The 23,884-nt window shown below is 56.3% G+C and carries 19 protein-coding genes; 10 read left to right on the top strand and 9 right to left on the bottom strand.

Features of this window, described 5'->3' with window-relative positions:
- The first annotated feature begins 8 nt into the window (after positions 1-8).
- Both purU and ACT3UM_RS13385 read left to right on the top strand, forming a co-directional pair.
- Positions 9-863, top strand: a complete 855-nt coding sequence (gene purU / locus ACT3UM_RS13390; RefSeq protein WP_498899522.1) for a formyltetrahydrofolate deformylase — start codon at positions 9-11, stop codon at positions 861-863.
- A gap of 24 nt (positions 864-887) precedes the next feature.
- Positions 888-1,559 carry an energy-coupling factor ABC transporter permease gene (locus ACT3UM_RS13385; protein WP_498899520.1) on the top strand — a complete coding sequence of 224 codons (672 nt, stop codon included), beginning with the start codon at positions 888-890 and terminating at the stop codon, positions 1,557-1,559.
- Positions 1,560-1,578: 19 nt separating this feature from the next.
- On the opposite strand, the gene lexA is transcribed toward ACT3UM_RS13385, so the two are convergent.
- Complete coding sequence (gene lexA / locus ACT3UM_RS13380) at positions 1,579-2,259, bottom strand: transcriptional repressor LexA (RefSeq protein WP_035579627.1); 681 nt, start codon at positions 2,257-2,259, stop codon at positions 1,579-1,581.
- 267 nt (positions 2,260-2,526) lie between these two features.
- On the opposite strand from lexA, the gene ACT3UM_RS13375 reads away from it, so the two are divergent.
- The 4 genes from ACT3UM_RS13375 to ACT3UM_RS13360 all read left to right on the top strand — a co-directional run bounded on the left by ACT3UM_RS13375 (position 2,527) and on the right by ACT3UM_RS13360 (position 5,455).
- A complete protein-coding gene (locus tag ACT3UM_RS13375) occupies positions 2,527-3,219 on the top strand; it encodes a TetR/AcrR family transcriptional regulator (protein ID WP_498899518.1) in 693 nt (230 codons plus the stop codon).
- Positions 3,197-3,733, top strand: a complete 537-nt coding sequence (locus ACT3UM_RS13370) for a L,D-transpeptidase family protein (protein WP_498899516.1) — start codon at positions 3,197-3,199, stop codon at positions 3,731-3,733. Before ACT3UM_RS13375 ends, ACT3UM_RS13370 begins: the two co-directional genes overlap by 23 nt.
- 63 nt (positions 3,734-3,796) lie before the next feature.
- Positions 3,797-4,828 carry a beta-N-acetylhexosaminidase gene (nagZ, locus tag ACT3UM_RS13365; RefSeq protein ID WP_144813636.1) on the top strand — a complete coding sequence of 344 codons (1,032 nt, stop codon included), beginning with the start codon at positions 3,797-3,799 and terminating at the stop codon, positions 4,826-4,828.
- Between the two features lie 48 nt (positions 4,829-4,876).
- A complete protein-coding gene (locus tag ACT3UM_RS13360; RefSeq protein ID WP_007114399.1) occupies positions 4,877-5,455 on the top strand; it encodes a hypoxanthine-guanine phosphoribosyltransferase in 579 nt (192 codons plus the stop codon).
- A gap of 31 nt (positions 5,456-5,486) precedes the next feature.
- On the opposite strand, the gene ppsR is transcribed toward ACT3UM_RS13360, so the two are convergent.
- Positions 5,487-6,320, bottom strand: a complete 834-nt coding sequence (gene ppsR, locus ACT3UM_RS13355; protein WP_035579619.1) for a posphoenolpyruvate synthetase regulatory kinase/phosphorylase PpsR — start codon at positions 6,318-6,320, stop codon at positions 5,487-5,489.
- Between the two features lie 271 nt (positions 6,321-6,591).
- Here ppsR and ppsA point away from each other — a divergent pair, with 271 nt between their 5' ends.
- Entirely contained in the window at positions 6,592-8,967 is a 2,376-nt protein-coding gene (gene ppsA, locus ACT3UM_RS13350; RefSeq protein WP_498899802.1) for a phosphoenolpyruvate synthase, read from the top strand.
- Between the two features lie 107 nt (positions 8,968-9,074).
- Positions 9,075-10,865, top strand: a complete 1,791-nt coding sequence (gene ggt / locus ACT3UM_RS13345; protein WP_498899513.1) for a gamma-glutamyltransferase — start codon at positions 9,075-9,077, stop codon at positions 10,863-10,865.
- Between the two features lie 8 nt (positions 10,866-10,873).
- On the opposite strand, the gene ACT3UM_RS13340 is transcribed toward ggt, so the two are convergent.
- From ACT3UM_RS13340 to acnB, 3 genes are all read right to left on the bottom strand, one after another.
- Positions 10,874-12,817 (bottom strand): glycerophosphodiester phosphodiesterase family protein, encoded by a 1,944-nt coding sequence (locus ACT3UM_RS13340; RefSeq protein ID WP_035579615.1) that lies wholly within the window; start codon positions 12,815-12,817, stop codon positions 10,874-10,876.
- A 42-nt stretch (positions 12,818-12,859) separates the two neighbouring features.
- On the bottom strand, positions 12,860-13,357 hold the full coding sequence (gene rraA / locus ACT3UM_RS13335; RefSeq protein WP_035579613.1) for a ribonuclease E activity regulator RraA: 498 nt from the start codon (positions 13,355-13,357) through the stop codon (positions 12,860-12,862).
- A gap of 185 nt (positions 13,358-13,542) precedes the next feature.
- On the bottom strand, positions 13,543-16,146 hold the full coding sequence (acnB, locus tag ACT3UM_RS13330; RefSeq protein WP_498899510.1) for a bifunctional aconitate hydratase 2/2-methylisocitrate dehydratase: 2,604 nt from the start codon (positions 16,144-16,146) through the stop codon (positions 13,543-13,545).
- A gap of 608 nt (positions 16,147-16,754) precedes the next feature.
- On the opposite strand from acnB, the gene ACT3UM_RS13325 reads away from it, so the two are divergent.
- Positions 16,755-17,384: a MiaE family protein gene (locus tag ACT3UM_RS13325; protein WP_035579609.1), complete on the top strand. Its 630-nt coding sequence runs from the start codon at positions 16,755-16,757 to the stop codon at positions 17,382-17,384.
- A 27-nt stretch (positions 17,385-17,411) separates the two neighbouring features.
- Entirely contained in the window at positions 17,412-21,311 is a 3,900-nt protein-coding gene (locus ACT3UM_RS13320; protein WP_498899508.1) for an ATP-binding protein, read from the top strand.
- Here ACT3UM_RS13320 and ACT3UM_RS13315 read toward each other — a convergent pair.
- From ACT3UM_RS13315 to queC, 4 genes are read right to left on the bottom strand one after another with little or no spacing between them, the layout of a single operon-like run.
- Positions 21,308-21,565, bottom strand: coding sequence for a YkgJ family cysteine cluster protein (locus ACT3UM_RS13315; protein WP_498899506.1), 258 nt, complete (start codon positions 21,563-21,565; stop codon positions 21,308-21,310). The two genes, ACT3UM_RS13320 and ACT3UM_RS13315, sit on opposite strands and share 4 nt — an antisense overlap.
- A 6-nt stretch (positions 21,566-21,571) precedes the next feature.
- The gene (locus ACT3UM_RS13310) at positions 21,572-22,420 is read right to left on the bottom strand and encodes a 6-carboxytetrahydropterin synthase (protein ID WP_498899504.1); all 849 of its coding nucleotides are present in this window, start codon (positions 22,418-22,420) and stop codon (positions 21,572-21,574) included.
- A complete protein-coding gene (queE, locus tag ACT3UM_RS13305) occupies positions 22,420-23,064 on the bottom strand; it encodes a 7-carboxy-7-deazaguanine synthase (RefSeq protein WP_498899502.1) in 645 nt (214 codons plus the stop codon). Before queE ends, ACT3UM_RS13310 begins: the two co-directional genes overlap by 1 nt.
- Positions 23,064-23,777, bottom strand: coding sequence for a 7-cyano-7-deazaguanine synthase QueC (gene queC / locus ACT3UM_RS13300; RefSeq protein ID WP_498899500.1), 714 nt, complete (start codon positions 23,775-23,777; stop codon positions 23,064-23,066). Before queC ends, queE begins: the two co-directional genes overlap by 1 nt.
- Positions 23,778-23,884: the final 107 nt, after the last annotated feature.

Raw genomic sequence — 23,884 nt, 5'->3', positions numbered from 1 at the left:
TAGCTCACATGTCTCATTATTATCGTTTAGTGGTTTCCTGTCCTGACCGGGTGGGGATTGTTGCACGGGTATCGAGCTTTATTGCCCAGCAGGGCGGCTCCATTACCGAAGCCAGCCAGCACTCCGATTTAGAAACCGGCTGCTTTTTTATGCGCTACGAAATTCTGGCGGATTCGGTCGGTATGTCGGTGGAAGCCCTGCGCGCGGCGTTCGAGCCGGTGGCCAGCGAATTCAATATGCAGTGGTCCCTGGTGGATACCCAGCTGCGTCGGCGTGTGGTGCTGATGGTGTCGCGGGAGTCACACTGCTTGGTCGATCTACTTTACCGCTGGCAGGCGGGTGAGCTGGATTGCGATATTGTCGGTGTTATCTCCAACCATGACGATATGCGTTCGCTGACCGAGTGGTACGGCATTCCTTACCACCACGTCCCGGTAGACCCGGATAATAAGCAAACGTCGTTTGCCAAGGTGCAGGCCGAAATCGATAGCGCTCGCGCTGACTGCGTGGTGCTGGCGCGCTATATGCAAATACTGCCCCCCGAGCTGTGCGCGCGCTATGCGGGAAGAGTGATCAATATTCATCACAGCTTTTTGCCCTCCTTTGCCGGGGCAAAACCCTACCACCAGGCATACCAGCGGGGCGTTAAGCTGATAGGTGCTACTTGCCACTACGTGACCGAGGAACTCGACGCAGGCCCCATCATCGAACAGGATATTCATCGCGTAAGCCACTGCCATACGCCCACTGACTTAGTACGTTTTGGCCGTGACGTTGAAAAAGCCGTACTTGCTCGCGGTTTGCGCTGGCACTTAGAGGATCGCGTGCTGGTCCACGGTAATAAGACAGTGGTCTTTAGTTAACCCTCATCAACCTGAGAGGCCGCCATGTCGTTTGCGCAAAGTGTATTAGCACCCTGGGCGCTGCTGCTCACCTGGCTACTCTCGTTAGCAGTGATCGCGTGGGCACTTTGGGGGCGGCCCTGGCAGGTGTTAATAGCGGATACCGCGCTTCAGCACCGCTGGCTGGGCGCCACGCTGGCGGTGATGCTGATGTGGCAGCTGCGTGCGCAGGCGGTTGATTGGCTAACGTTGCACCTTGTTTTCACGGTTTTAATGACACTCGTTTTTAAAGCGCCATTGGCGCTGATTAGCAACGTGCTGATTAATATCGCCATGGTGGTAATTGGGCGCAATGAATGGCTGCTGCTGGGGGCAAACGTGCTGGTTACCGGTGTCGTCCCGGCGGCCGTCATTGGCGCGGTATGGCGGCTGGTAGATCGCCGCCTGCCGGATAACCTGATGGTGTTTTTGTTTGCCTGCGGCTTTTTTGGCGCGGCGCTGGCAACGCTGGGAGGAGGGCTGGCAGCGGTGCTGCTGATCATCGTTGCGGGGACTGACCCTGAGGCGGTTTATCTCGCCCAGGAGTATGCGCGCTTCTTACCGCTGTTAATGCCTTCAGAGGCGTTTATCACCGGCATGCTGCTGAGTATTATGCTGGTTTATCACCCTCATTGGGTGGCCACCTTCAATGACCACCGCTATATCGATCTACAGTAGGGGTGGCTAGGGGCGGCGGCTAACCGAGTGCCTGGCCGTTGCCGCCACGAATCACACCAACGCCGACGCCTTCGATATCGAGCGACTGGGAGCGCAGGTCGATTTCAATGGGCGCAAAATCAGGGTTCTCTGCAAACAGCGTTACCTGGTGGCCCTGGCGTTTAAAGCGTTTAACCGTTACTTCATCCTCCAGTCGGGCAACCACAATCTGGCCATCGCGAACCCGATCGGTGCGATGAACTGCCAGTAAATCGCCTTCCAAAATGCCAATGTCCTTCATGGAAAGGCCGCGCACGCGCAGCAAGTAATCGGCTTTGGGGGTAAAGTACTCGGCGGGTAGCGGGCAGTAACGGTCAATATGTTCAGCGGCCAAAATGGGGCTGCCTGCGGCCACTTCACCGATCACGGGTAGGCCCGTTGGCAGCGTTTCAACGTTGGCTGCGGGTAAGGCGGTGGCAGCACTCTCCATGACTTCTTGCGGTTCCTGGTTGGGCAGGCGGATACCGCGAGAAGTGTTGCGAATAATGCGAATAACGCCTTTGCGTTCCAGCGCGCGCAGGTGCTCTTCGGCCGCGTTGGGGGAGCGGAAGCCAAGCGCCTTGGCAATTTCGGCGCGGGTAGGAGGGTAGCCAAATTCGCCCATCGTTTTAACGATAAAATCGAACACGTGCTGTTGGCGAGCGGTTAGCGGACGCGACATACCAGACTCCATAAATAGTGAATAGACAGTAACAAATTAAATGGCAACTTAATCAATCAGTGGTTAAGTATACAGTATGTTCCTCTGTCCAGTATATGCCTTGTCAGTGGCTATCTTCGATGTCTATGCAATTTTTCTAATCGTTTGAAACTAAGCTTCTGCTTATTTAACGGGCTGTATTTTGTTAATAAATCAAGCGTTGAGACCGCCATGGTTATGGCATAGTATTTTGCTATGTTTTAAACACCTGTTTCCCTGGAGAGCGACATGGCTCAATCTGATACGGTGACCCGTATACTCGATACTGCCGAGGTGCTGTTTGCAGAGCGGGGTTTTGCCGAAACTTCGCTGCGCAACATCACTAGCAAAGCGCGCGTCAATTTAGCCGCTGTGAATTACCATTTTGGCTCCAAAAAAGCTTTGATTCAGGCCGTCTTTGCCCGCTATTTGGATCCCTTCTCCCAGCGTTTTCACACCGCCCTTGATGAGCTGGAAGGACAGCATGCTGGGCGGGTTATTGAGCTTGAAACCCTGCTCGAAACCATGGCAACCACCGTTCTTGCAGTGCCCGCTGAACGCAATAGTTTAAAAGTGTTTATGCGCTTGCTCGGCCTTGCCTACAGCCAGGCACAGGGGCATCTTAGGCGCTATATCCAGCAAGAGTATGGCGATGTGTTTACCCGCTTCACCGAGCTGGTGCGACAAGCCACGCCGGACCTACCTGACGCGGAGCGCTTTTGGCGGCTACACTTTATGCTTGGCACGGTAATATTTACCCTGTCCGGCCTTGATGCACTGCGTGATATCGCTGAAAAAGATTATCACGAACAGGTTTCAGTACGTGATTTAGTCAAGCGATTGCTGCCGGTCGTTGTGGCGGCCATGAATGCACCGTTACCGCTCGCCCTTGAAGAAGCCAAGCCAGAAGAAGGAAAACATGCGAACGCCTACGCTAGCTGAGCTACCCCCGGCTGAGAATATCTGGCTGGAGATTGATACTACCCAGCAGCTGCTGCGCTGCTGGCGAGGGCCGAAAGTGCTCCATGAGTGTGCGATCTCATCCGCTGCCGCCGGTGTCGGGGAGCGTAATGGTAGTGGTAAAACCCCCCACGGCTGGCACTATGTGCGCGCCGCCATTGGCGGTGATATGCCCGACAACGCAGTGTTTCGAGGCCGCCGCTGGACAGGCGAGACGTTTTCATCCGCGCTAGCCGAAGCGCATCCAGAGCGTGACTGGATTTTGACCCGCATTCTGTGGCTTTGCGGATTAGAAAAGGGCGTGAACCGCGGCGGTCAGGTGGACTCGCAACGGCGCTATATATACCTGCACGGCACACCGCCTGACGAACCCATGGGCGTTGCGGCCTCCCACGGCTGCATTCGTTTACGTAATAGTGATTTGCTAACCCTCTTTGCGCTCGCGTTACCGGGCACCCCGGTTTGGTTGCACGGCGGACGGCAATCCTTTGATTGATAAGTTTTTGACACCGCTAGACGATCGTCTAGAATCATCGCCCCTTTTCATGGACCTATCACGATGACTCAACCGTTAGGCCCGGTCATGCTTGACCTTGAAGGCCCAAAATTGACGGCGGCAGAAAAACGCCTGTTGCTGGAACCGACGGTAGGGGGCGTTATTCTATTTGCCCGCAATGTCGAAAATGGCTACCAGGTGCGCCAGCTGTGCAGCGATATTCGCCGCGTGCGGGCTGATTTACTGCTCGCAGTGGATCAGGAGGGCGGTCGCGTTCAGCGTATTAAAGAGGGCTTAACACGCCTGCCTGCCATGGCGCGTATCGGCGAGTGCTATCGCGCTTCCCCGGAAGACGGTCTGGCGTTAGCCAAGGACGCTGGTTGGCTGTTGGGGATGGAGATGGCCGCCTGCGGGCTGGATCTTAGTTTCGCTCCGGTATTGGATGTTGAGAGCGGCCTCTCCAGCGTTATTGGTGACCGCAGTTTTAGCAGTGATCCCCAGCACGTGGCCCAGCTGGGCAGCGCCTTTATTCAAGGGCTTCACGATGCCGGTATGGCCGCAGTGGGCAAGCACTTCCCCGGCCATGGTGGGGTGGCGGCGGACTCCCATGTTGCCCTACCGATAGACGATCGCCCGCTAGACGTGATTAAACAGCACGATCTTGTGCCCTTTACCCAGTTAGCCTCGCAGTTAGATGGGGTCATGCCTGCGCATGTTATTTACTCCGCTTTCGATACACGCCCCGCAGGATTTTCACCCAATTGGTTGGGTATGTTACGGGAGTCGCTAGGCTTCAAAGGCTGCATTTTTTCTGATGATCTGAGTATGGCGGGCGCCCACGAAGCGGGCGAACCCAAGGCGCGTGCCCAAGCCGCGCTCGCAGCAGGCTGCGATATGCTGCTGGTGTGTAATGACCGAGCCGCCGCGCTTGAGGTCATGGAGGCGTGCCAAGGGATCAATAACAAGCGCCCCGCCAAGCTGCGCTATAGTCGCGCGCGGCCAGACCTGGATGCACTGAGTGCGCTGGGCCGTTGGCGGCGTGCCCACGCTAAATTGGAAGCGTTGGCGGATAAGCCCAAGCCCAGCGCTGAATAAATCGCTTGCTCAAATAAATGAAGCTTTTAACCCGCGTGGAGTTGGTAGATGTCAAAGCTGGATAAAGAAGCCTTAGAGTCGCTGGACTCGATGCGCGAACTAATGGATAACGCCGACTGCTTAATTTCGCAGCAAGAAGTAGAGCGGGCACTTGACCGCATGGCAGAAGCTATCACCCGAGATTTAGGCGATAAACTGCCTGTGTTTTACTGCGTGATGAATGGCGGCTTAATTACCACGGGACACCTGCTGACCCGCTTGGGCTTCCCGCTGGAAGTGGATTATCTGCATGCCACTCGCTACCGCAACGAGCTACGTGGCGGCGAGCTATTTTGGCGGGTTTCTCCGGAAGTGCCGATGGCCGGTCGTCATGTTGTTATCGTTGACGATATTTTGGATGAAGGCGCGACCCTGGCGGCGATTTTGGCCTACTGCGAAGAAGCCCAGGCCGCCAGTGTTACCACGGCGGTGCTGGTGGATAAACAGCACAACCGCAAAGCAGTGCCCGGTTTAAAAGCTGACTACTGCAGCCTGGAAGTGGCCGACCGCTATGTGTTTGGCTTTGGCATGGATTACAAAGGCTACTGGCGCAACGCACCGGGAATTTTTGCCCCCAAGGGCATGTGATCCGCTGAGGGCTTGTGGTGATGTTTTAGGCTTAGCGGGGCGAGAAGCGCCTCGCTAAGCCGGTTTCGGCAATCATTCGTGTGGAAATCTCCTCGACCGAGAAACGTGTCGCATCAATATAGGGAATGTGCATGGTGCGGTAGAGCGACTCTGCCTGTTCCACTTCTTGCAGGCACTGATCCATCGAGCTATAGCGGCTATTGGGACGTCGCTCGTTGCGAATCGCCGATAGGCGCCGCGCATCAATGGTTAAGCCAAACAGCTTTTGCCGATGGGGCACGAGCGCCTTGGGTAGCTTGAGCATGCCGTCTTCGTCTAAATCATCTTCTGTCAGCGGATAGTTAGCCGCTCGAATGCCGAACTGTAAAGCCAGGTAGAGCGAAGTAGGGGTTTTGCCGCAGCGCGAAACGCCGACCAGAATGATATCTGCCTTATCGTATTGATGCGTCCGGGCACCGTCGTCGTTATCCAGCGCAAAGTGCACGGAGTGTATGCGGTCCATGTAAACGTCATCGCTGCCAATCGAATGGGTGCGGCCAACGCTGTAGGAAGAGTGAGTCTCTAGCTCCTGCTCCAAGGGCTCAAGGAAAGTGGAAAAAATATCGACTTTAAACCCGGATGCCTGACGGATAACATCGCGAATCTGTTGATCCACAATGGTATCAATGATGATCGGGCGATGGCCGTCGCGGTTGGCCGTTGACTCAATAATTGCGGCTAACGCCTGAGCTTTTTCCAACGTATCGATATAGGGCTTGGTCAGCATATCGATCTCAACATCGCTGAACTGAGCCAGCAAGCTACGGCCTAAACTTTCCGCCGTGATCCCGGTACCATCTGAAATAAAAAAAGCCGTACGTCTCATAACGAAATCCACTGATGAGTGATCCGCCTATTGTGTGCCGAGGCGTTTGCCAGCACAACGTGTCATCGGCCGCTATGGCTGCGTCGGATGGGCCTGACTACATAAATAGCCAAAAAAGCGCCGCTGTTGTAAAAATCCTCCACTCTCTTCGCTATTAGACCAATGGCGAATGTATTGGCGCGGTGCTAGGGTAGCCATTGAATTATCCATGGCCCACGGCATTAATGCCCATATCAGTGGCCATGCCGATATCTATGAGCGAGGGGGTTACGTGGAAGAGTACATTCTGTGGTTCGATCAGCTGGGCATGGCCGACGTCGAACGCGTAGGTGGTAAAAACGCCTCGCTGGGTGAAATGATTTCCAACCTCTCCGGTGCTGGCGTAACGGTGCCCGGTGGCTTTGCCACTACCGCCCACGCTTACCGTGAATTTCTCTCCCACGAAGGGTTAAACGAGCGTATTAATGCCACCCTGGCTCGCCTGGATGTCGACGATGTTAAGGCGCTGGCCGAGGCGGGTCGTAATATTCGCCAATGGATCATCGATACACCGCTACCCCCTAGCTTTGAAGCGGCCCTGCGCGATGCTTACGGCCAGTTGCAGCAACAACACCCGCAGTTGAAAGTGGCTGTGCGCAGCTCAGCGACCGCTGAAGACCTGCCCGATGCCTCCTTCGCTGGTCAACAGGAAACCTTCCTTAATATTGAGGGCTTCGACAATATCAAGCGTGCGGTGCACGAAGTTTTCGCCTCGCTATTTAATGATCGCGCAATCTCTTACCGTGTCCACCGCGGCTACGCCCACGAAAATGTCGCCTTGTCGGCAGGCGTGCAGAAAATGGTGCGTTCAGAGACCGGCGCGGCAGGTGTTATGTTTACCCTAGACACCGAATCCGGCTTTAAAGAGGCCGTTTTCGTCACCGCCTCGTGGGGCCTGGGCGAAACGGTGGTACAGGGCGCCGTCAACCCTGATGAGTTCTACGTGCATAAACCGACCCTGGCGGCGGGCCGCCCGGCGGTGCTGCGGCGTAACTTAGGCTCCAAGCTGATCAAGATGGTTTACGGCCAGGACGCCAGCGCCGGTAAATCGGTGGAAACCGTCGATGTGCCGCACTCGGATCGCGGCCGTTTCTGCCTTAATGATCAGCAAGTCATGGATCTGGCCCGTCAGGCGATGACCATTGAGCAGCACTACCAGCGCCCCATGGATATTGAGTGGGCGTTGGATGGCGATGACGGTGAGCTCTACATCGTTCAAGCCCGTCCTGAAACGGTGGTCTCCCAGCAGGAAGGCGGCAAGCTTGAGCGCTTCCAACTGCGTGAAAAGGGTCGCACATTAATCACCGGTCGGGCGATTGGTCAGCGCATCGGGCGGGGGACTGTCAAAGTCGTACTCAGCCCTGACGATATGGATAAAATCCATGATGGCGATATCCTGGTCACCGATATGACTGACCCGGATTGGGAGCCGATCATGAAGCGGGCTTCCGCGATCGTCACCAACCGCGGCGGGCGCACCTGCCACGCGGCGATCATCGCCCGCGAGCTGGGCATCCCCGCGGTGGTAGGCTGTGGTGATGCGACGACTCAGTTAAAAGAGGGTATCGACGTCACGGTCTCTTGTGCGGAAGGCGATACCGGCAATGTGTATGAGGGGCTGCTGGAATTTGATTGCAAAGTCTCCAGTGTCGATGCCATGCCGGAGATCCCCTTCAAAATCATGATGAATGTGGGCAACCCCGACCGCGCCTTTGGCTTTGCCAGTCTGCCTCACGCAGGTGTTGGCTTAGCGCGTCTCGAATTTATCATTAACCGCATGATCGGCGTCCATCCCAAGGCGTTATTGGAGTACGACACGCTGCCGGTGGACTTGCAGCAGGTGATCGATTTACGTACCGCGGGCTATAGCGACCCGGTGAGTTTCTATGTCGATAAACTGGTTGAAGGCATCTCTACGCTGGCGGCGGCTTTCCATCCCCAGCGTGTCATCGTGCGGCTGTCAGATTTCAAATCAAACGAATATGAAAACCTGATTGGCGGCAAGCTCTATGAGCCGGGTGAAGAGAACCCCATGCTCGGTTTCCGGGGCGCATCGCGCTACATTTCAGAGGCATTCCGGCCCTGCTTTGAGCTTGAGTGCCGGGCGCTGAAGCGGGTGCGCGAAGAGATGGGCTTCGAGAATATCGAAATCATGGTGCCTTTTGTGCGTACCACCGACGAAGCGCGTGAGGTGGTAGAGCTGCTGGCAGCCAATGGCCTTGAACGTGGCGGCCCCACAGGCTTAAAAGTGATTATGATGTGCGAGCTGCCGGCTAACGCTTTGCTGGCCGACGAGTTTTTGGAGTATTTTGACGGTTTCTCCATCGGCTCAAACGATCTGACTCAGCTAACGTTAGGCTTGGATCGTGACTCGGGTATCGTGGCGCATCTGTTTGACGAGCGTAATGGGGCGGTTAAAAAGCTGCTCGCAATGGCAATTCAGGCGTGCAAGGCGAAAGGCAAGTATGTGGGTATCTGTGGGCAGGGGCCGTCAGATCATCCTGACCTGGCTAAATGGTTGATGGAGCAGGGTATTGACTCTGTATCACTTAATCCCGACGCGGTACTGGAAACCTGGTTTATGCTCGCAGGGCAAAAAATCGAATAGTTATATTTATTTTGACTAATTTACGCCCGGCCATTGTGCCGGGCGTCGTTGTTTTTATAGGCTACTCTTCTGGAGTGGTTTTTTAATTTGTCGCGGAGAGCGCTGAGATGTCCCCAAAGTCAATTAAGTTCGCGCTACCTGTTTTGCTGGTGGCGCCATTATATAGCTGGGGGTTTAGCTATGAGACTCCTTCAATTTCACCCGAAAGCGAGTCTGGTTACGAAGAGAAGCCGGGCTGGGCGGCGGAGTCATTTGCGGTGGCCGCGGCCAATCCGCTAGCCACCGATGCTGGTTATCAAGTCCTTAAAGCCGGTGGTAACGCCATTGATGCGGCCATTGCGGTGCAAATGGTGCTGAATTTGGTGGAGCCGCAATCCAGCGGTATCGGCGGCGGCGCTTTTTTGATGCTCTACGACGGCGACGAAGTACGTGCCTACGATGGGCGTGAAACGGCCCCCCAGGGCGTTAATGGCGAGCTGTTTTTACAGGATGGTGAGCCGATGGCGTTTAACGACGCGGTGGTTAGTGGTCTATCAGTAGGCGTGCCGGGCACGCTGCGTATGCTTGAGAAGGCTCACGCTGAGCATGGTGAGCTGGCGTGGGCGGAGCTGTTTAAACCGGCGATTACCTTAGCGGAAGAGGGGTTTGCCGTTAGCAACCGGCTGCACACCAGCCTTGAAAGCGATGAGTTCCTGCGTCAAGACCCTCTGGCGAGCCAATTTTATTACGATGCTGAAGGCGAGCCCATTGCCGTCGGTGAAACGCTCAAAAACCCTGCCTTGGCAGCGGTTTTACGCCAAATCGCTGAGGAAGGCAGCGCCGCCCTGCATGAAGGGGTCGTAGCCGAAGACATCGTTGAGCGCGTTCAGAACCACCCTGAGCGCCCAGGCAGCTTGTCGATGGAGGACATGAGTGGCTATGAGGCGCTTGACCGCGAGCCGCTATGTACGCCTTGGCAGCAGTGGGAAGTGTGCGGCTTCCCGCCGCCTTCGTCGGGTCATCTGACCGTGATGCAGATTTTGGGCATGCTTGATCAGCAGCCGTTGCTTGAGGCCCCGCTAGATGATGGTGTTTCCAGCAGCGGGTGGCTGCACCAGTTTTTAGAAGCGTCGCGCTTAGCATTTGCCGATCGTGGTCGCTACATCGCCGACCCTGACTTTGTCGAGGCACCGGGTGGCGACTGGTCGCTGATGCTGGCGCCCGATTATCTTGAGCAGCGCAGTGCGCTTATCGAAGAGATGAGTATGGGCGATAGCGCGGAACCCGGTAATCCTGGCGAGCTAAGCGTTAGCTGGGCTAGCCAGCCCGAACAGCCCGAGTACGGTACCAGCCACATCAGCATCGTCGATGAGGAGGGCAACGCGGTTGCGATGACCACCACCATCGAGCAGGCGTTTGGCTCGCGGATTATGTCCGATGGCGGCACGGGACTAACCGGTGGTTTCCTGCTTAATAACGAACTCACCGACTTTTCATTTGTGCCTGAGGTTGATGGCGAACCGGTGGCAAACCGAGTTGAGCCCGGCAAACGTCCACGTTCCAGCATGAGTCCGACCCTGGTATTCAATCAGGACAGCGGTGAATTAGTGGCAAGTCTTGGATCGCCGGGCGGTGCTGCCATTATTCATTATACTGCGCGTACGTTAGTGGCGATGCGTGACTGGGGCTTGAGTGCGCAGGAAGCGCTCAACCTTCCCCATGCTATAACACTCGGCGGGGATGTCTATGTGGAGGAGGGGCGTTTTCCTGAGGCGACCATCGAGTCACTGCGCGAGCGCGGCCACACGGTCAGCGAGCGAGAACTCACCAGCGGGCTCCAAGCCATTATGCGCCTTGAAGATGGCAGCCTGTTTGGTGGCGCTGACCCCCGTCGCGAAGGCGTGGTCATGGGCGATTAAGTGAATGCCTATTGGCGGAGCCAGTTACGCAGCTTGACCAGCATCAATGCACCGTCGCTTAATTCGCGGCGGTCATGAATTAGTTCGGTTAAGCGATCTGGGTAGTCGGTGATGATCGCATCGACACCCAGATCAATCAGCGTCGACATTCGGGCTCGATCATTGACGGTCCAGGCGTGTATTTCGTACCCATATAGGCGTGCTAAGCGTATTTCCCCTTCCGTAATACGGTTATGTCGTAGACCCAGTGCATCAAAGTCGCGCCGATCCAGTGTGCCGGGAAGAATAAGCTGGGCCAGTAAGGTTACGCGCAGCGCTGGTGCACGCTCATTCAGATATTCCAGCAGTGTTGGTGACATGGTGGCCATGCGCATATCCATTAGCGCATTAGGGAAACCGCACGCCGTATAGCCGTCGAAAGCGCTTTGTTGGGTCGCCCAGCAGCGATAGCGCACGTCGCTCTCTGCATTTAAGGCGTCAATAACGGCCTCGGCTAACGCCTGTTCTTGACCTGGTAGCGGCTTGATATCAATCATTAATCCCGCTTTGCCACGGACTCTTTCGAGAGCTTCGTCCAAGCCGGGAATATTCTCGCCTTGAAAAGCATCGCCAAACCAACTGCCCACATCGAATTGACTAAGCTGCTCTCTGGTCAGTTCGCCAAACTCGCGGTTATCGCCGGTGAGCCTCGCCATGCTGCGGTCGTGGTAGAGCATTACCTGCTGGTCACTGCTCAAGCGCACGTCAATTTCGATATAGTCAGCGCCATCGATCAGAGACTGTTCTAACGCGGAAAGGGTGTTTTCAGGCGCGACCATGGAGCTGCCACGGTGGGCAATGACCGCGACATTGTCACGTATCTCAAAGCTATTCAGAATCCACCACGCTTGAAGTCCGGCAAAAATCAGCACGCTGAGTTCAACTGCCCAGGCCAGTTTGCCTGCGTTAATGTCCTCAGCAGGGGCTGCTGGGCGGGGTTCGCGGTGGGCTAACTGCATATACAGACAGGCGGAAAGCAGCGCATTGGCGGCAATACCGATAAAGGTAATGGCCAGGGTGACCAGGACATAGCCGAGTAAGTAGGCGAGCATCGCCGGGATAAGCACGGCATTATGCTCTGGTAGCCACCACAGTAGCGGCGTAAATAACCGGTCAAACAGCAGCGTCACCAGCAGGGGCAGGCTGATAATCAGCACCAGGAGCAGCAGCACCGCAGCGCCAATAGAGCGGCGCCAGCCACGGGTTAGGGTGACGCTACGCTTAAGTGCCTGCCACGGGCTGCAGCGTTCCAGGGCCACTAGAGGCAGTGCTAACAGCCAGCGCAGGTAGAGCCATGACGCTGCCCACGCCCAAGCGATTATCAGCGGCAGTGCGCAGGCAACGAAATACCACAGTACGGGGGGGCGCACGCGCTGCAGGTAGTAGGGGTCTATACCGCCTAGCCAGACATCGTAAAGCCATGCTAACCCGGCCATAAAGGGTGCCAGCAATAATAAGTGGGTGCCTACCTGGAGTATCACCAGACCCGCCAAAGCGGGCAGCCGTCGGGTACTCAGCCAGAGCGCTTCAAGAGCTAGCCGATAGTGGTTATCGCGGGGTCTGACGGCCACCTGCAGCATGCCCGCCTGCTGCCAATAAATAATCACAAACGTGAAGCCAAGCCCTACCAGCATGCCGATCAGCCCCAGCGGGCTGAAGAGTAGCCCAATCAACTCGTCGTTGGTGACCACGGTACGGTTAAGCTGCGCTAGCAGCCCACGCGTCACCCAGGTGATCGCTGGCAGCAGCAAGGCTGAGGCGAGCAGGGTAAAAAACAGGTGGTAGGCGATCAGTGGGCGAAGATGATCGCGTAATGTGCGCAGTAAGGCAGAGCCAAGGTAGGTCAAAGGCTGCATCGTCATGAAACGGTAAGAATGAGCCACCAGGGTGGCAGTAACCGCCACACCTGGCAAGGGGCTCTATTTAAAACAATCTTCGTTAATACTGCGTTGTTCTCAAGCAAGCGGCAGCTCATGGTCAGCAACAATAATGCCGTTGTTATCGGCATACAGCCACTGGCCGGGCTGCAGGGTGGCACCGGCAAAAGTGACATTGATATCACGCTGCCCGTCACCGCGCTTTTCACTTTTGCGCGGGTGGCTGCCCAACGCCTGAACGCCAATCGGCAGGGCGGCGAGTATATCCACATCGCGCACGCAGCCGTACATGACGACGCCCGCCCAGCCATTGGCGACCGCCTGTTCAGCGAGCATATCCCCCAGCATGGCGCAGCGGTGGGAGCCACCCGCATCAACGACCAGCACCGCGCCGTTACCCGGCTCGGCGACGGCCTGCTTGACCATGGAGTTATCTTCAAAGCACTTTATCGTACGAATAGGGCCGTAGAAGGCGTCAAGCCCACCAAAATTGGCAAACAGCGGTTCCAGCACTGCGACCTCCGGGTGTGCATCGCAGAGATCGGGCGTCACGATATCAATCGAGTTCGTCATCATAGGCTCCTGTTATGAAAGGCTAGTATCAGCATAGACAGCTAATCGGGCCGTGCAAAAAAACGCCCCGCCCTGTAAAACAGTGGCGGGGCGTTCGGTCATCGACTCAGAAAATGCAACCTGTCACATCTTCTGCGATGTTGCGAGCATCGGCGATGGGGCGGTCTATCTCAAGTGCTTAACGAACGTTAGGCTTCTTGAGCGACCGGTATCACGTTTGAGGCGATCTTTTGATACTCCTCAATCTCGTGAAAGTTCATGTAACGATAAATCTCGCCCGCCATAGCGTCAAACTCACCCATATAGCGTTGATACTCTTCAACGCTGGGTAGGCGTCCTTCTACTGCGGCAACGGCCGCCAGTTCCGCTGAGGCTAGGTACACATTGGCACCGTCGCCCAAGCGATTCGGGAAGTTACGTGTAGACGTAGACACCACGGTGCTCTTAGCAGCAACGCGGGCCTGGTTACCCATACACAGTGAACAACCCGGCATTTCCATGCGGGCACCGGCACGGCCGTAAATGCCGTAGTAGCCCTCTTCGGTCAGCTGATGCTGATCCATTTTCGTCGGTGGTGCCAGCCACAGGCGGGTTTTTAAACTGCCGGCAGGCTGCTTTTCAAGCAGTTTGCCGGCAGCCCGGAAGTGGCCGATGTTGGTCATGCATGAGCCGATAAAGACTTCGTCGATTTTCTGGCCTGCGACTTCAGACAGCAGGCGCGCATCATCCGGGTCATTCGGCGCACACAGAACCGGCTCTTTAATTTCAGCCAGATCAATTTCGATAACTTCGGTGTACTCGGCGTCTTGATCGGCGCGCATCAGGCTTGGGTTGGCCAGCCACGCTTCCATGCCTTCAATACGACGGCTGATGGTGCGCTCGTCGCCGTAACCGTTGCCCATCATCCACTTCAACAGAGTGATGTTGGACTTGAGGTACTCAGTAACGCTCTCTTCTGACAGGGTAATGGTACAGCCAGCGGCAGAGCGCTCGGCGGACGCATCAGAAAGCTCAAAAGCTTGCTCTACGGTCAGATCTTCCAGACCTTCAATTTCCAACACGCGCCCGGAGAAGGCGTTTTTCTTGTTGGATTTATCAACGGTCAGCAAGCCTTGCTTGATGGCGTAGAGCGGAATAGCGTGAACAAGGTCGCGCAGGGTTACGCCAGGCTGGCGCTTGCCTTTAAAGCGAACCAGTACCGATTCCGGCATATCCAGCGGCATGACGCCGGTGGCAGCGGCAAAGGCGACTAGGCCCGAACCGGCTGGGAACGAGATGCCGAGCGGGAAACGGGTGTGCGAGTCGCCGCCGGTGCCCACTGTATCGGGCAGCAGCATACGGTTCAGCCAGCTGTGAATAATACCATCGCCAGGGCGCAGCGAAACGCCGCCGCGGTTCATGATGAAGTCGGGCAGGGTGTGGTGGGTATCCACATCCACCGGCTTCGGATAAGCGGCGGTATGACAGAACGACTGCATGACCAGGTCAGCCTGAAAGCCCAGGCAGGCCAGGTCTTTCAGCTCGTCACGGGTCATCGGTCCGGTGGTGTCTTGCGAGCCAACGGTAGTCATCTTGGGTTCGCAGTACATGCCAGGGCGAACGCCGTCCAAACCACACGCCTTACCCACCATTTTCTGCGCTAAGGTAAAGCCTTTGCCAGTATCTTTGGGCTGATCAGGTAGGCGGAAAACGTCAGAAGTGGGTAGGCCCAGCGACTCACGCGCCTTGCCAGTGAGCCCGCGACCAATGATCAGGGGAATACGGCCGCCAGCGCGTACTTCATCCAGAATCAGCTGCGTTTTAAGCTCAAAGGTGGTGATAACATCATCGCTATCGTGCTTGCACACTTTACCCGCGTAGGGGTAAACATCGATGACATCACCCATGTTGAGGTGGGTGACGTCCATCTCAACCGGCAGGGCGCCCGAATCTTCCATGGTGTTAAAGAAGATAGGCGCAATTTTGCTGCCAAAGCAGAAACCGCCAGCGCGCTTGTTGGGAGCGTAGGGGATATCGTCGCCGAAAAACCACAGTACGGAGTTGGTGGCTGACTTACGCGATGAACCGGTGCCTACAACGTCGCCTACATAGACGACTGGGAAACCTTTGGCTTTAACGTCTTCAATCTGCTTGAGCGGGCCAGTGGTACCCGGAACCACTGGCTCAATGCCGTCACGCTCGTTTTTGAGCATGGCATTGGCGTGGAGCGGAATATCCGGGCGTGACCAGGCATCCGGTGCAGGAGAGAGGTCGTCGGTATTGGTTTCGCCAGGAACCTTAAACACGCTCAGGGTGATTTTTTCCGCCAGTGCCGGTTTGGAAAGGAACCACTCGGCGTCAGCCCAGGACTGGATAACCTCTTTCGCGACACTGTTGCCATTTTTGGCACGGCTTTCCACATCGTGGAAGGCGTCGAACATCAGCAGTGTGTGCTTGAGCTGTTCGCCTGCTTCGCGGGCCAGCTCATCATTATCGAGTAGCTCCACCATCGATACGATGTTGTAGCCACCCTGCATGGTGCCCAACAGCTTAACGGCGTGGATCTTGTCGATCAGCGGAGAGCTTGCCTCACCTTTGGCGATGGCAGTGAGAAAACCGGCTTTTACATAAGCGGCTTCGTCAACACCCGGCGGAACGCGGTTGGTGATTAAGTCGAGAATAAATTCTTCTTCACCGGCCGGTGGCGTCTTCAGTAGCTCAACCAGTGAGGCGACTTGTTCGGCGGTTAGGGGTTTGGGCGGGACGCCCTCAGCGGCACGTTCCTCTACATGTTGGCGGTAAGCTTCAAGCACGTTGGGGCCCTCTCATTGACGTTCTCATTTGACGTTCTCATTAAGCTTATGGTGACGGCCTCGTTGCACGCTGTGGGTCATACCGCGTTGGGCAATGGGCCGACCACATACGACATACGCTTGACAAACAGCGTGTGGTTGGATGGCTGAGATTCTACGCCAAACTGTCGACAATGTTAAGCTGGCAAGCAGCGACGGCTGTTGTACTTTATGTTGATGCCACGATTTAAACGGGTCAAAAAAGCGCTTTTTATAGGCCAATTGGCTCAAAATCAGGAAAGTTTTTTCCAATTCATCGCCAACCACCCGCGGTGTGGGTGTGATTGTGGTTACAGCGCGTTACCATAGTCCTCACTTTATAACCTTAGCGCCACGCTAATGACTGCTGGTGCTGATAGCAGCGTGCCAATAAAAGTGTGTGGAGCATTTTTAAACGCACAGCTACATTAGTTATAGACGATGAAGGCTATGAAGAACGCAATGCAACAGGGAACTAAGCGCCTTGTGCGCTTATATGTTGTACAATAGTGAGATATAAGATTGGTAATGGTATTATGTTGATACAACCTGGTATATCACAGCCCGCTACACAAGCGAGTGTTTTGCAAATGGCTGATCACGCGGTGAAAGCGGATGATCTGCTGCCGGAAAGTTTGCATCAGTTTTTGGCCTGCTCGACCCCCGAAGCGTGGCTACAGTGGGCGCTTGAAAACCCGGAAACGCTCTTGATTGACCATGCGCAGTGCGAAAAAAAAGCGGCTTCTACGGCGATGAGCTTGCTTTATCGCTACGTTGATCAGCCTCTTTTGCTTAGCAAAATGTCGCAGTTGGCGCGTGAAGAGTTGCTGCATTTTGAACAGGTGGTCGCACTCATGGAGGCCCGTGGCGTGGCCTACCGGCACCTAACTGCTTCACGCTATGCGGAAGGCTTAAGGCAGCACTTACGCAGCAACGACCCCGAACGGCTCATCGATGTGTTAATCATTGGCGCCCTTATTGAGGCGCGTAGCTGTGAACGATTTGCTTGCTTGATTCCTTATTTAGATGAAGAGCTTGCTAGGTTTTATCGCACTTTGGTGAAGTCAGAAGGTCGTCATTTTGAGGACTATCTGTTACTGGCTCGCCAGCAGACATCGGACTCGATTGATGAGCGAATCACTTTTTTTGTAGCGCGTGAAGCGGAGCTGATTACTTCGCCCGATACGGCTTTTCGTTTTCATAGCGGTGTGCCAGCTTAAGCCGCTTAGCCCGGCAGGATGTTTATCATGCGCGATGCTCGTGAAACAGATCAGTTAACTCTCTTTGGTCACTTTTCGCTTACCCAGGGCGAAGACGTCTTAACCCACTTTAGTTACGACAAAGTGAAGGCGCTGCTCGTTTATCTGCTGCTGCACCGACAGCCGGTTAACCGTGCCGCGCTGGCCGAGCTACTGTGGCCGGACCAGGGATTATCTTCTGGTCGAACTAACCTGCGTCACGCGCTGCACTGTTTGCGCCAGTCGCTAGGTGAAAGTGCCGACCAAGTGTTGAGTGTCTCCCGGCAAACGATTGCCTTCCAGCTTCCAGCCCATTGGAAAGTCGACCTGCATACGCTGCAGCAGCTGCTCGAAGGGCCGCGCGACTTAGATACGCTCGAAGCGCTGATGGCTTGCTACCAAGGCGATCTGATTGAAGAGCTTCAGTTAGCGAGCTGTAGTGAATTTCAGCGCTGGCTAGTCCAGGTACGCAATGAGTGGCGTCAGCGCGTCATCCGTTTTGCTGAACAGGTGCTCGACGCTCACAGCGATGTGCCGGACCTGATTCTGGAAACCTTGGTGAGTCGTTTTTCAGGCTATGGCCCCTTTCATGAGCGTCTGGTGCGCCAGCTTGCCGAGCAGAACCAAATGGCCGCCGCTCACGAACAGTATAATAGCTACCTGCAGTTACTGGCGTTGTCAGGGCAGCAGCCTGAGCCCAGCTTTTTGCAGTTGGCCAGCTATTGGTCCGACGGCCACCACGACCCTCGCATGATGAGCCCCCAAGGCGCTTTTTCACGTGCGCTGGCGGCGGACAGCAAGCCTCTGCGTGAAGATGAAATTGAGCTGCGACAGCTCTCCGTGATGGCTATCCGGCTACGTTTAAAAGGGGAGTGGCAAGACCGAGCTGCAACGCGCCACTGCCTAACGCTACAGTTAGAGTTGCTGCGTTGGTTAGAGCAGCAGTGCCATCACCTAGGCGGTTTTTGGTTGCCCGGCGCCACCGGTGGCTTGGGGTTGGCGTGTTTCGGCACCCATGGACCCGCTCACCAGTTGGCGGAGTTGGTGGCGCTCTATGAGCACTGCCGCCAGGCGCTTCCCCAAGAGAGCGCCCGTCACTGGTCTGGCGAAGACGAAGTGCCGCAGTTCGAACTGGCGGCTGGTTTGCACAGCGGGCGCGTTGTCTACCTGCCCGAGCGGCAGTTGGCCGATCCCCTTGGACAAGTCACCCAAACCTCTCTGGAATTAATGAGTGCGGCCGAAGGCAGTGAGCTGGTGATCTCACAGGAGGCCAGTCAGCATATGCCGCCAGCGCTTGATCTACAGCCACGGCTGGTATCGCGCTTGGTGGCTAGCGACGGCCGCGTACGTTTGCGTGCGCTGGTGTTAGGCCAAAACGAAGGCGGCCGCGATGCGCTGCCGCCTAGCCTGGTTGGCCGTGAAACCTCGCTGCGTACCCTGCGTGATGCGCTGGCACGGGCAGGTATTGGCTTGCGTCAAAGCGTTTTGGTGCGCGGCGCATCGGGTATGGGCAAATCAGCGCTGATGGTCGGATTTCGCCAGTTAGAGCTTAGCCGCGATGCGGCTATTTGCTGGCAGCCCACCACGCGACTGTCGGTGCTCGATCCCTACGGGGTTGCCCGCACGCTGGTGGGCTGGTACCTCCAACAACCGCTGACCGTTGAGGCGATTCACGCGCTTCAGGCAACGCTTGAGTTTGATCAGCTTACGCCTGAGCGTCAGCAGCTGTTGGAAGAGGCGCTTGGGTTGCACGAAGTTCAGGAGATCACCCAGCTTGCCCAAAGCGGTGAAGCCGTTGAGCTGGTGGTGATGTTCCTGCACCGCTTAATCGAGCGCCAGGCGACGACTCATACCCTGGTGCTGATGGTCGACGATCTCCAGTGGCTGGATGAGCCTTCCTTTAAAGTGCTCGCCGGGCTACAGGCACGCTTGCCCATCAATACTGCCTTTATGCTAGTGGCTAGCCATCACGGTCGCGAACTGCTGCCGGTAAAACTGCATTGGGATCAGCAAATTAGCCTGGGTAATCTGGATGCGCAGCAGTCCTCACGGCTATTGTCACAGCTTTCGCGGCGTTATCGTATTCACATGAGCCCGCGGCTACGTAACCAGATTATTGAACGCTGCGATGGCGTGCCGCTGTATATGCAGGAAATTTGTCGCCGCTTGGATATGGATCGTCGCGAAGGGCGCAGTGTCCAGTTCGACGAACTCCCCAAAGGGCTGCTGGGTCTATTGGCCAGCCGTATTGATCAACTGGAAAGCGATCGAGAAATTGCCCATGTGGCAGCCGTGCTGGGTAAGCGCTTCCGGTTGGATTTCTTACAGGAGTGCAGCGGCTGGGAAAAAGGGCGGCTGAACCAAGCGCTCGAGCATATGCGCGTTTTGGAGATCATCGAGCCGGTCGATAAAGACAGCGGTGAGCACGAGTACCAGTTTAGCCATCAGCTGTTGCAAGAAGCTGCTTATCTTTCCTGTCCGCGCGATGTGCGGGTAAAACTGCACCAGCAGGTGGTGACCTTAATAGAGGAACGCTTCCCGGTATGGATTAGTCGCCACCCCGGTGATTTTGCTACCCATCTGCGTCGTAGCGGTCACTACGCCCGTGGCGCTCGCTACTTTGAGCTAGCTGCACGAGAGGCGCTGAAAGTCAGCGCTAACCGAACCGCGCTACGCATGGCCGATTTTGGTTTGGCGAGCCTGCGCCACGTTGAGCATGAGATTGAGCGTGAAGTGAGCCTACTCACCGTGCGCGGTCAGGCGGCGTTTTCATTAGAGGGACACGGCTCGCCAACCGCTCACGAGAGCTTTGTGCGTGCCCGTGAGCTGTTGCGCGAATCGGGCACCGATAGCCTGGAAGACCCAGAAGATCTAGAGCAGATATTCCTGGTCAAATGGGGGCTTTGGGTGGGGCGTAGCCAGCGCTATGCCCATGCAGATGCCTTCGCCCTGGCGTCGACGCTCGCCGATATTGCCGCGCGCCTTGAAGACCCACGCTATCGCCGCTTGGCCGACTATGCGCGTGCCAACTGCGAGTATTGGGCCGGTCGTATCCAGCAGGCCCACGACCATCTGGATGAAATCGACCCGCTCAATGCGCAGATGATGATCGAATGGCTGCCGTTCTCCGATCACCCGCAAGTCTCGGCCGCCTGTTTCCAGGGCTGGGCGCTGTGCCTGCGGGGTGATTATCAACGCGCCGAGCGTCAGGTATCGGCAGCAATTCGGTTGGCGGAGAAGATTGCCCACCCCGGCACCTTGGCGCTGGCACTACTGTTTGCCGCGGCACTCTATCGCCAGCTTGGCCACGTTCACTTGGCCACACGGCATGCGGAGCGGGCGGCGGCAATGACCGGCACGCCAGATTTACAGCTATGGCAAATTTCCAGCCAGTGTATTCTCGGTTGGCAACGTGCCCTGGCGGGCGATGCCACTGGCTTGGCTCAGTTGCGCGATAGCCTGGATCAGATGGCGGAACTGAAGGGTCGCGACCGCTACCAGCGGCCGGTATTCTGGTACTCGGATGCCTGTATTGAGCTGGGTGAGCTAAATGCTGCAGAGGAGTATCTTGACCAGTGCTTGGTGATTGCCCGTGAGCGCACTACGCTGTTTCTGCCCGAATTAGCCACCCAGCTGGCGAAGGTGCGTGAGCTGCTTGGGCATCCTGCCAATGAAGTCAAAGCACTGGCTGAAATGGCAATTAACCAGGCCCGCGAGCATGGCAATCGCCACCAGGAGTTGGCTGCTCTTGAGCTATGGCTAACGCGCATTGAGCCTAACGACCAGCAGGCTAAGGAGAGCTTTAGGCGGTTGTTGAGCGAAGTCAGCCACAGCGATGCCCCGGTGCTGACCCGCTGGATTAGCTTGCTGGATCGGCGCTTGCCGCACCCTGTGGGCATTGAAGGCTAACCGGTATCCCGTTCTAGCCATGTCAAGGTGGCGAGCGCCTCTTCCCGGTGTTCGCCACATACGCTGGCGTCGAAGTTAAAGCGCTCGCAAACCTTGGGGCGGCTTGGGTCGCCAAATAGACGGCACAGGTTATGCTCATCTAATTGCACGCAGCGAACGCCCGCCGGCTTGCCCTCTGGCATGCCGGGGATGGCGGAACTGATGGAGGGCGCGATGCAGCAGGCGCCACACCCGGCCCGACAGCCTTCACTCATAGCCTGTCACCTGGGTATAGCACTGGGTGAAAACGCGGCAATTGCGCCCTTGTTGATCCCCTCAAAGGCCTGGATGCGCGTGGTCAAGCCGCTCTGCGTGGAAACCTCTTTTGCCAGCCAAGCGGCAATATTTTCTACCGTGGTAGGGCCGGGGAGAACTGCGCATAGCGACTGTGGCAGCGTAATGGAGAAATCACCTTGGGCGGCCCGGTAGCCGCAGGTAAGGAAGTCGTTATCCCGTGAGGTGATATCGGCCTCTTCAAGCAGGTAGCGATTATCCAGCCACGCCGCCCACTGATGTTCGAGCTCGGCTTGACGCACCCCCTGCTGAAAGATATGTAGCCGCGAGCGGTGGCCATGAGCGATACGCTGGCAGTTGCCCAGGTGGCGTTTCAGGCCATGCGTGTAGCCATAGGCAGCGCCGTTGATAGTTTCGTCACTAAGCGTCAAAGTGACTTGATGGACATTCTCTGGGCGCTGCTCGGTGAGCTGCTGGCTTAAATGCTCGGCCACCGTGTTCATATCAATAGCCTGCCAGGGTAGTAAACTAAACGCCTCTTTCGGCCCGCGTACTTCCATGGGGTAGGTGGTGGTGGTACGTACGCAGACACCCTCAGGGCACTCCGTCACCGTGACCCCAGGTGCTTGAGTGGGCACCAGCAGGGTGTGGTCGAGTCCGCTGTCGAGCGTGCGTTTGATCCATGGTTTAACTTCACCAAAGTCGAACAGCATGCCATCTTCGCCCAGCTCGCCATCCAGCACTGCGTCTACCTGCCAGCTACAGCCGACTAAGCCGCGCTGAGAACACCAGAGGGATACGTCAATATGGGTCAGTTGTTGAACAAATAGGGACATTAATCAAAACCTGCTAATTTGTGCATTTGCAGCGACAGTCGCCACTGGGGGTTAGCCATACAGTAAGCAGTCGCTTCAGCGACGGTGGTCTTAGCCTGATTGAGAGGAGCAAGATCCATCGGCTGTAGAAAGAAATGGTGAAACCCAAGGCGTGAAAACTGCTCCGGGGGAGCATCTGCCTGGGGGTAAACGAGCTTTAATTCGTCACCTTGGGTAACGACCAGCGGATTGTTGCCCTTGGGGCTTACGCAGAGCCAGTCTATGCCTGGGGGTGGGGGCAGCGTACCGTTGGTTTCGACAGCCACCTCAAACCCATGGCTATGCAGGGTGGCAATCAGCGGCGCATCGAGCTGCAGCAACGGTTCTCCGCCGGTAAATACCACATAGGGCGTCGCATTGTCGCTCTGGCTGGGCCAGAGCGCAGCAATATGCTCGGCCAGGGCAGCGGCGGTGGCAAATTTCCCGCCATTGATGCCGTTAGTGCCGATAAAATCGGTATCGCAAAAGGTGCATTTAGCCGTTGCCCGGTCAACCTCACGGCCCGACCACAGATTGCAGCCGCTAAATCGACAGAAAACGCTTGCTCTGCCGGCCTGGGCGCCTTCACCTTGCAGGGTATAAAAAGCTTCTTTGACCTGATACATCAGCACTGACCTGCTGTGCTGTTTACGCTATAAGCCAGTGGGTCGGTGACACCGTTGGCCGCAAAGGCGGCCAGCCGTTCGCGGCAACTGCCGCATACGCCGCAGGCGAGCTCACGGCCTTCGTAGCATGTCCAGGTATGGGCGTAGTCCAATCCCATGGCAAGGCCTTCGCGCAAAATATCGGCCTTGCTTGTGTATAAATAGGGGGCGTGTAACTTTACCGGCTCGAAGTTGGCAATGCCCGCTACTTGATTCATTGCCTCGACGAATTCGGGGCGACAGTCAGGGTAGAGAACGTGGTCACCGCCATGGGCGCCGTAGTCGACTCGCTCCGCACCAATATTAACGGCCTTGGCAATCGCCAGGGAGAGCAGAATCATATTACGGTTAGGCACCACGGTGGCGCGTAGATTGTCCGCGTCATAGTCGCCCTGGGGCATCGCTTGGTCGGGATTGGTGAGTGCCGAATTATCAATCAAACCGTGTATCGCACGAATATCGACCACTTGATGGGGCAGCTCAAGAGAGGTGCAAACCTGGCGCGCAGTATCGAGTTCGCGGGCATGGCGCTGACCGTAGTCAAACGAAAGCGCGTGTACGTTAAGCCCTTCCCGCAGCGCGCGGTGAAGTACGGTAAAAGAGTCCATTCCACCGGAATAGATAACAACGGTCGTGGTGGCTGTGTCAGCAGCCACTGGGGGGATTGATGACATGAGAAAACACTCTTTGTCGGAGAATTTATTAATCGCGAGCAGCGTTGAGCTGGCGCGGCGTTCCGGGGTCCGGTCCGGAAGTGAGGCAGTTTACGCAATAGTCGTGA

The organism is Halomonas sp. AOP13-D3-9 (genome assembly GCF_052379125.1).
Classification (GTDB): Bacteria; Pseudomonadota; Gammaproteobacteria; order Pseudomonadales; family Halomonadaceae; genus Vreelandella.
The sequence above is the reverse complement of the archived record's forward strand: the minus strand, read 5'-3'. Positions and strand labels throughout refer to the sequence as shown.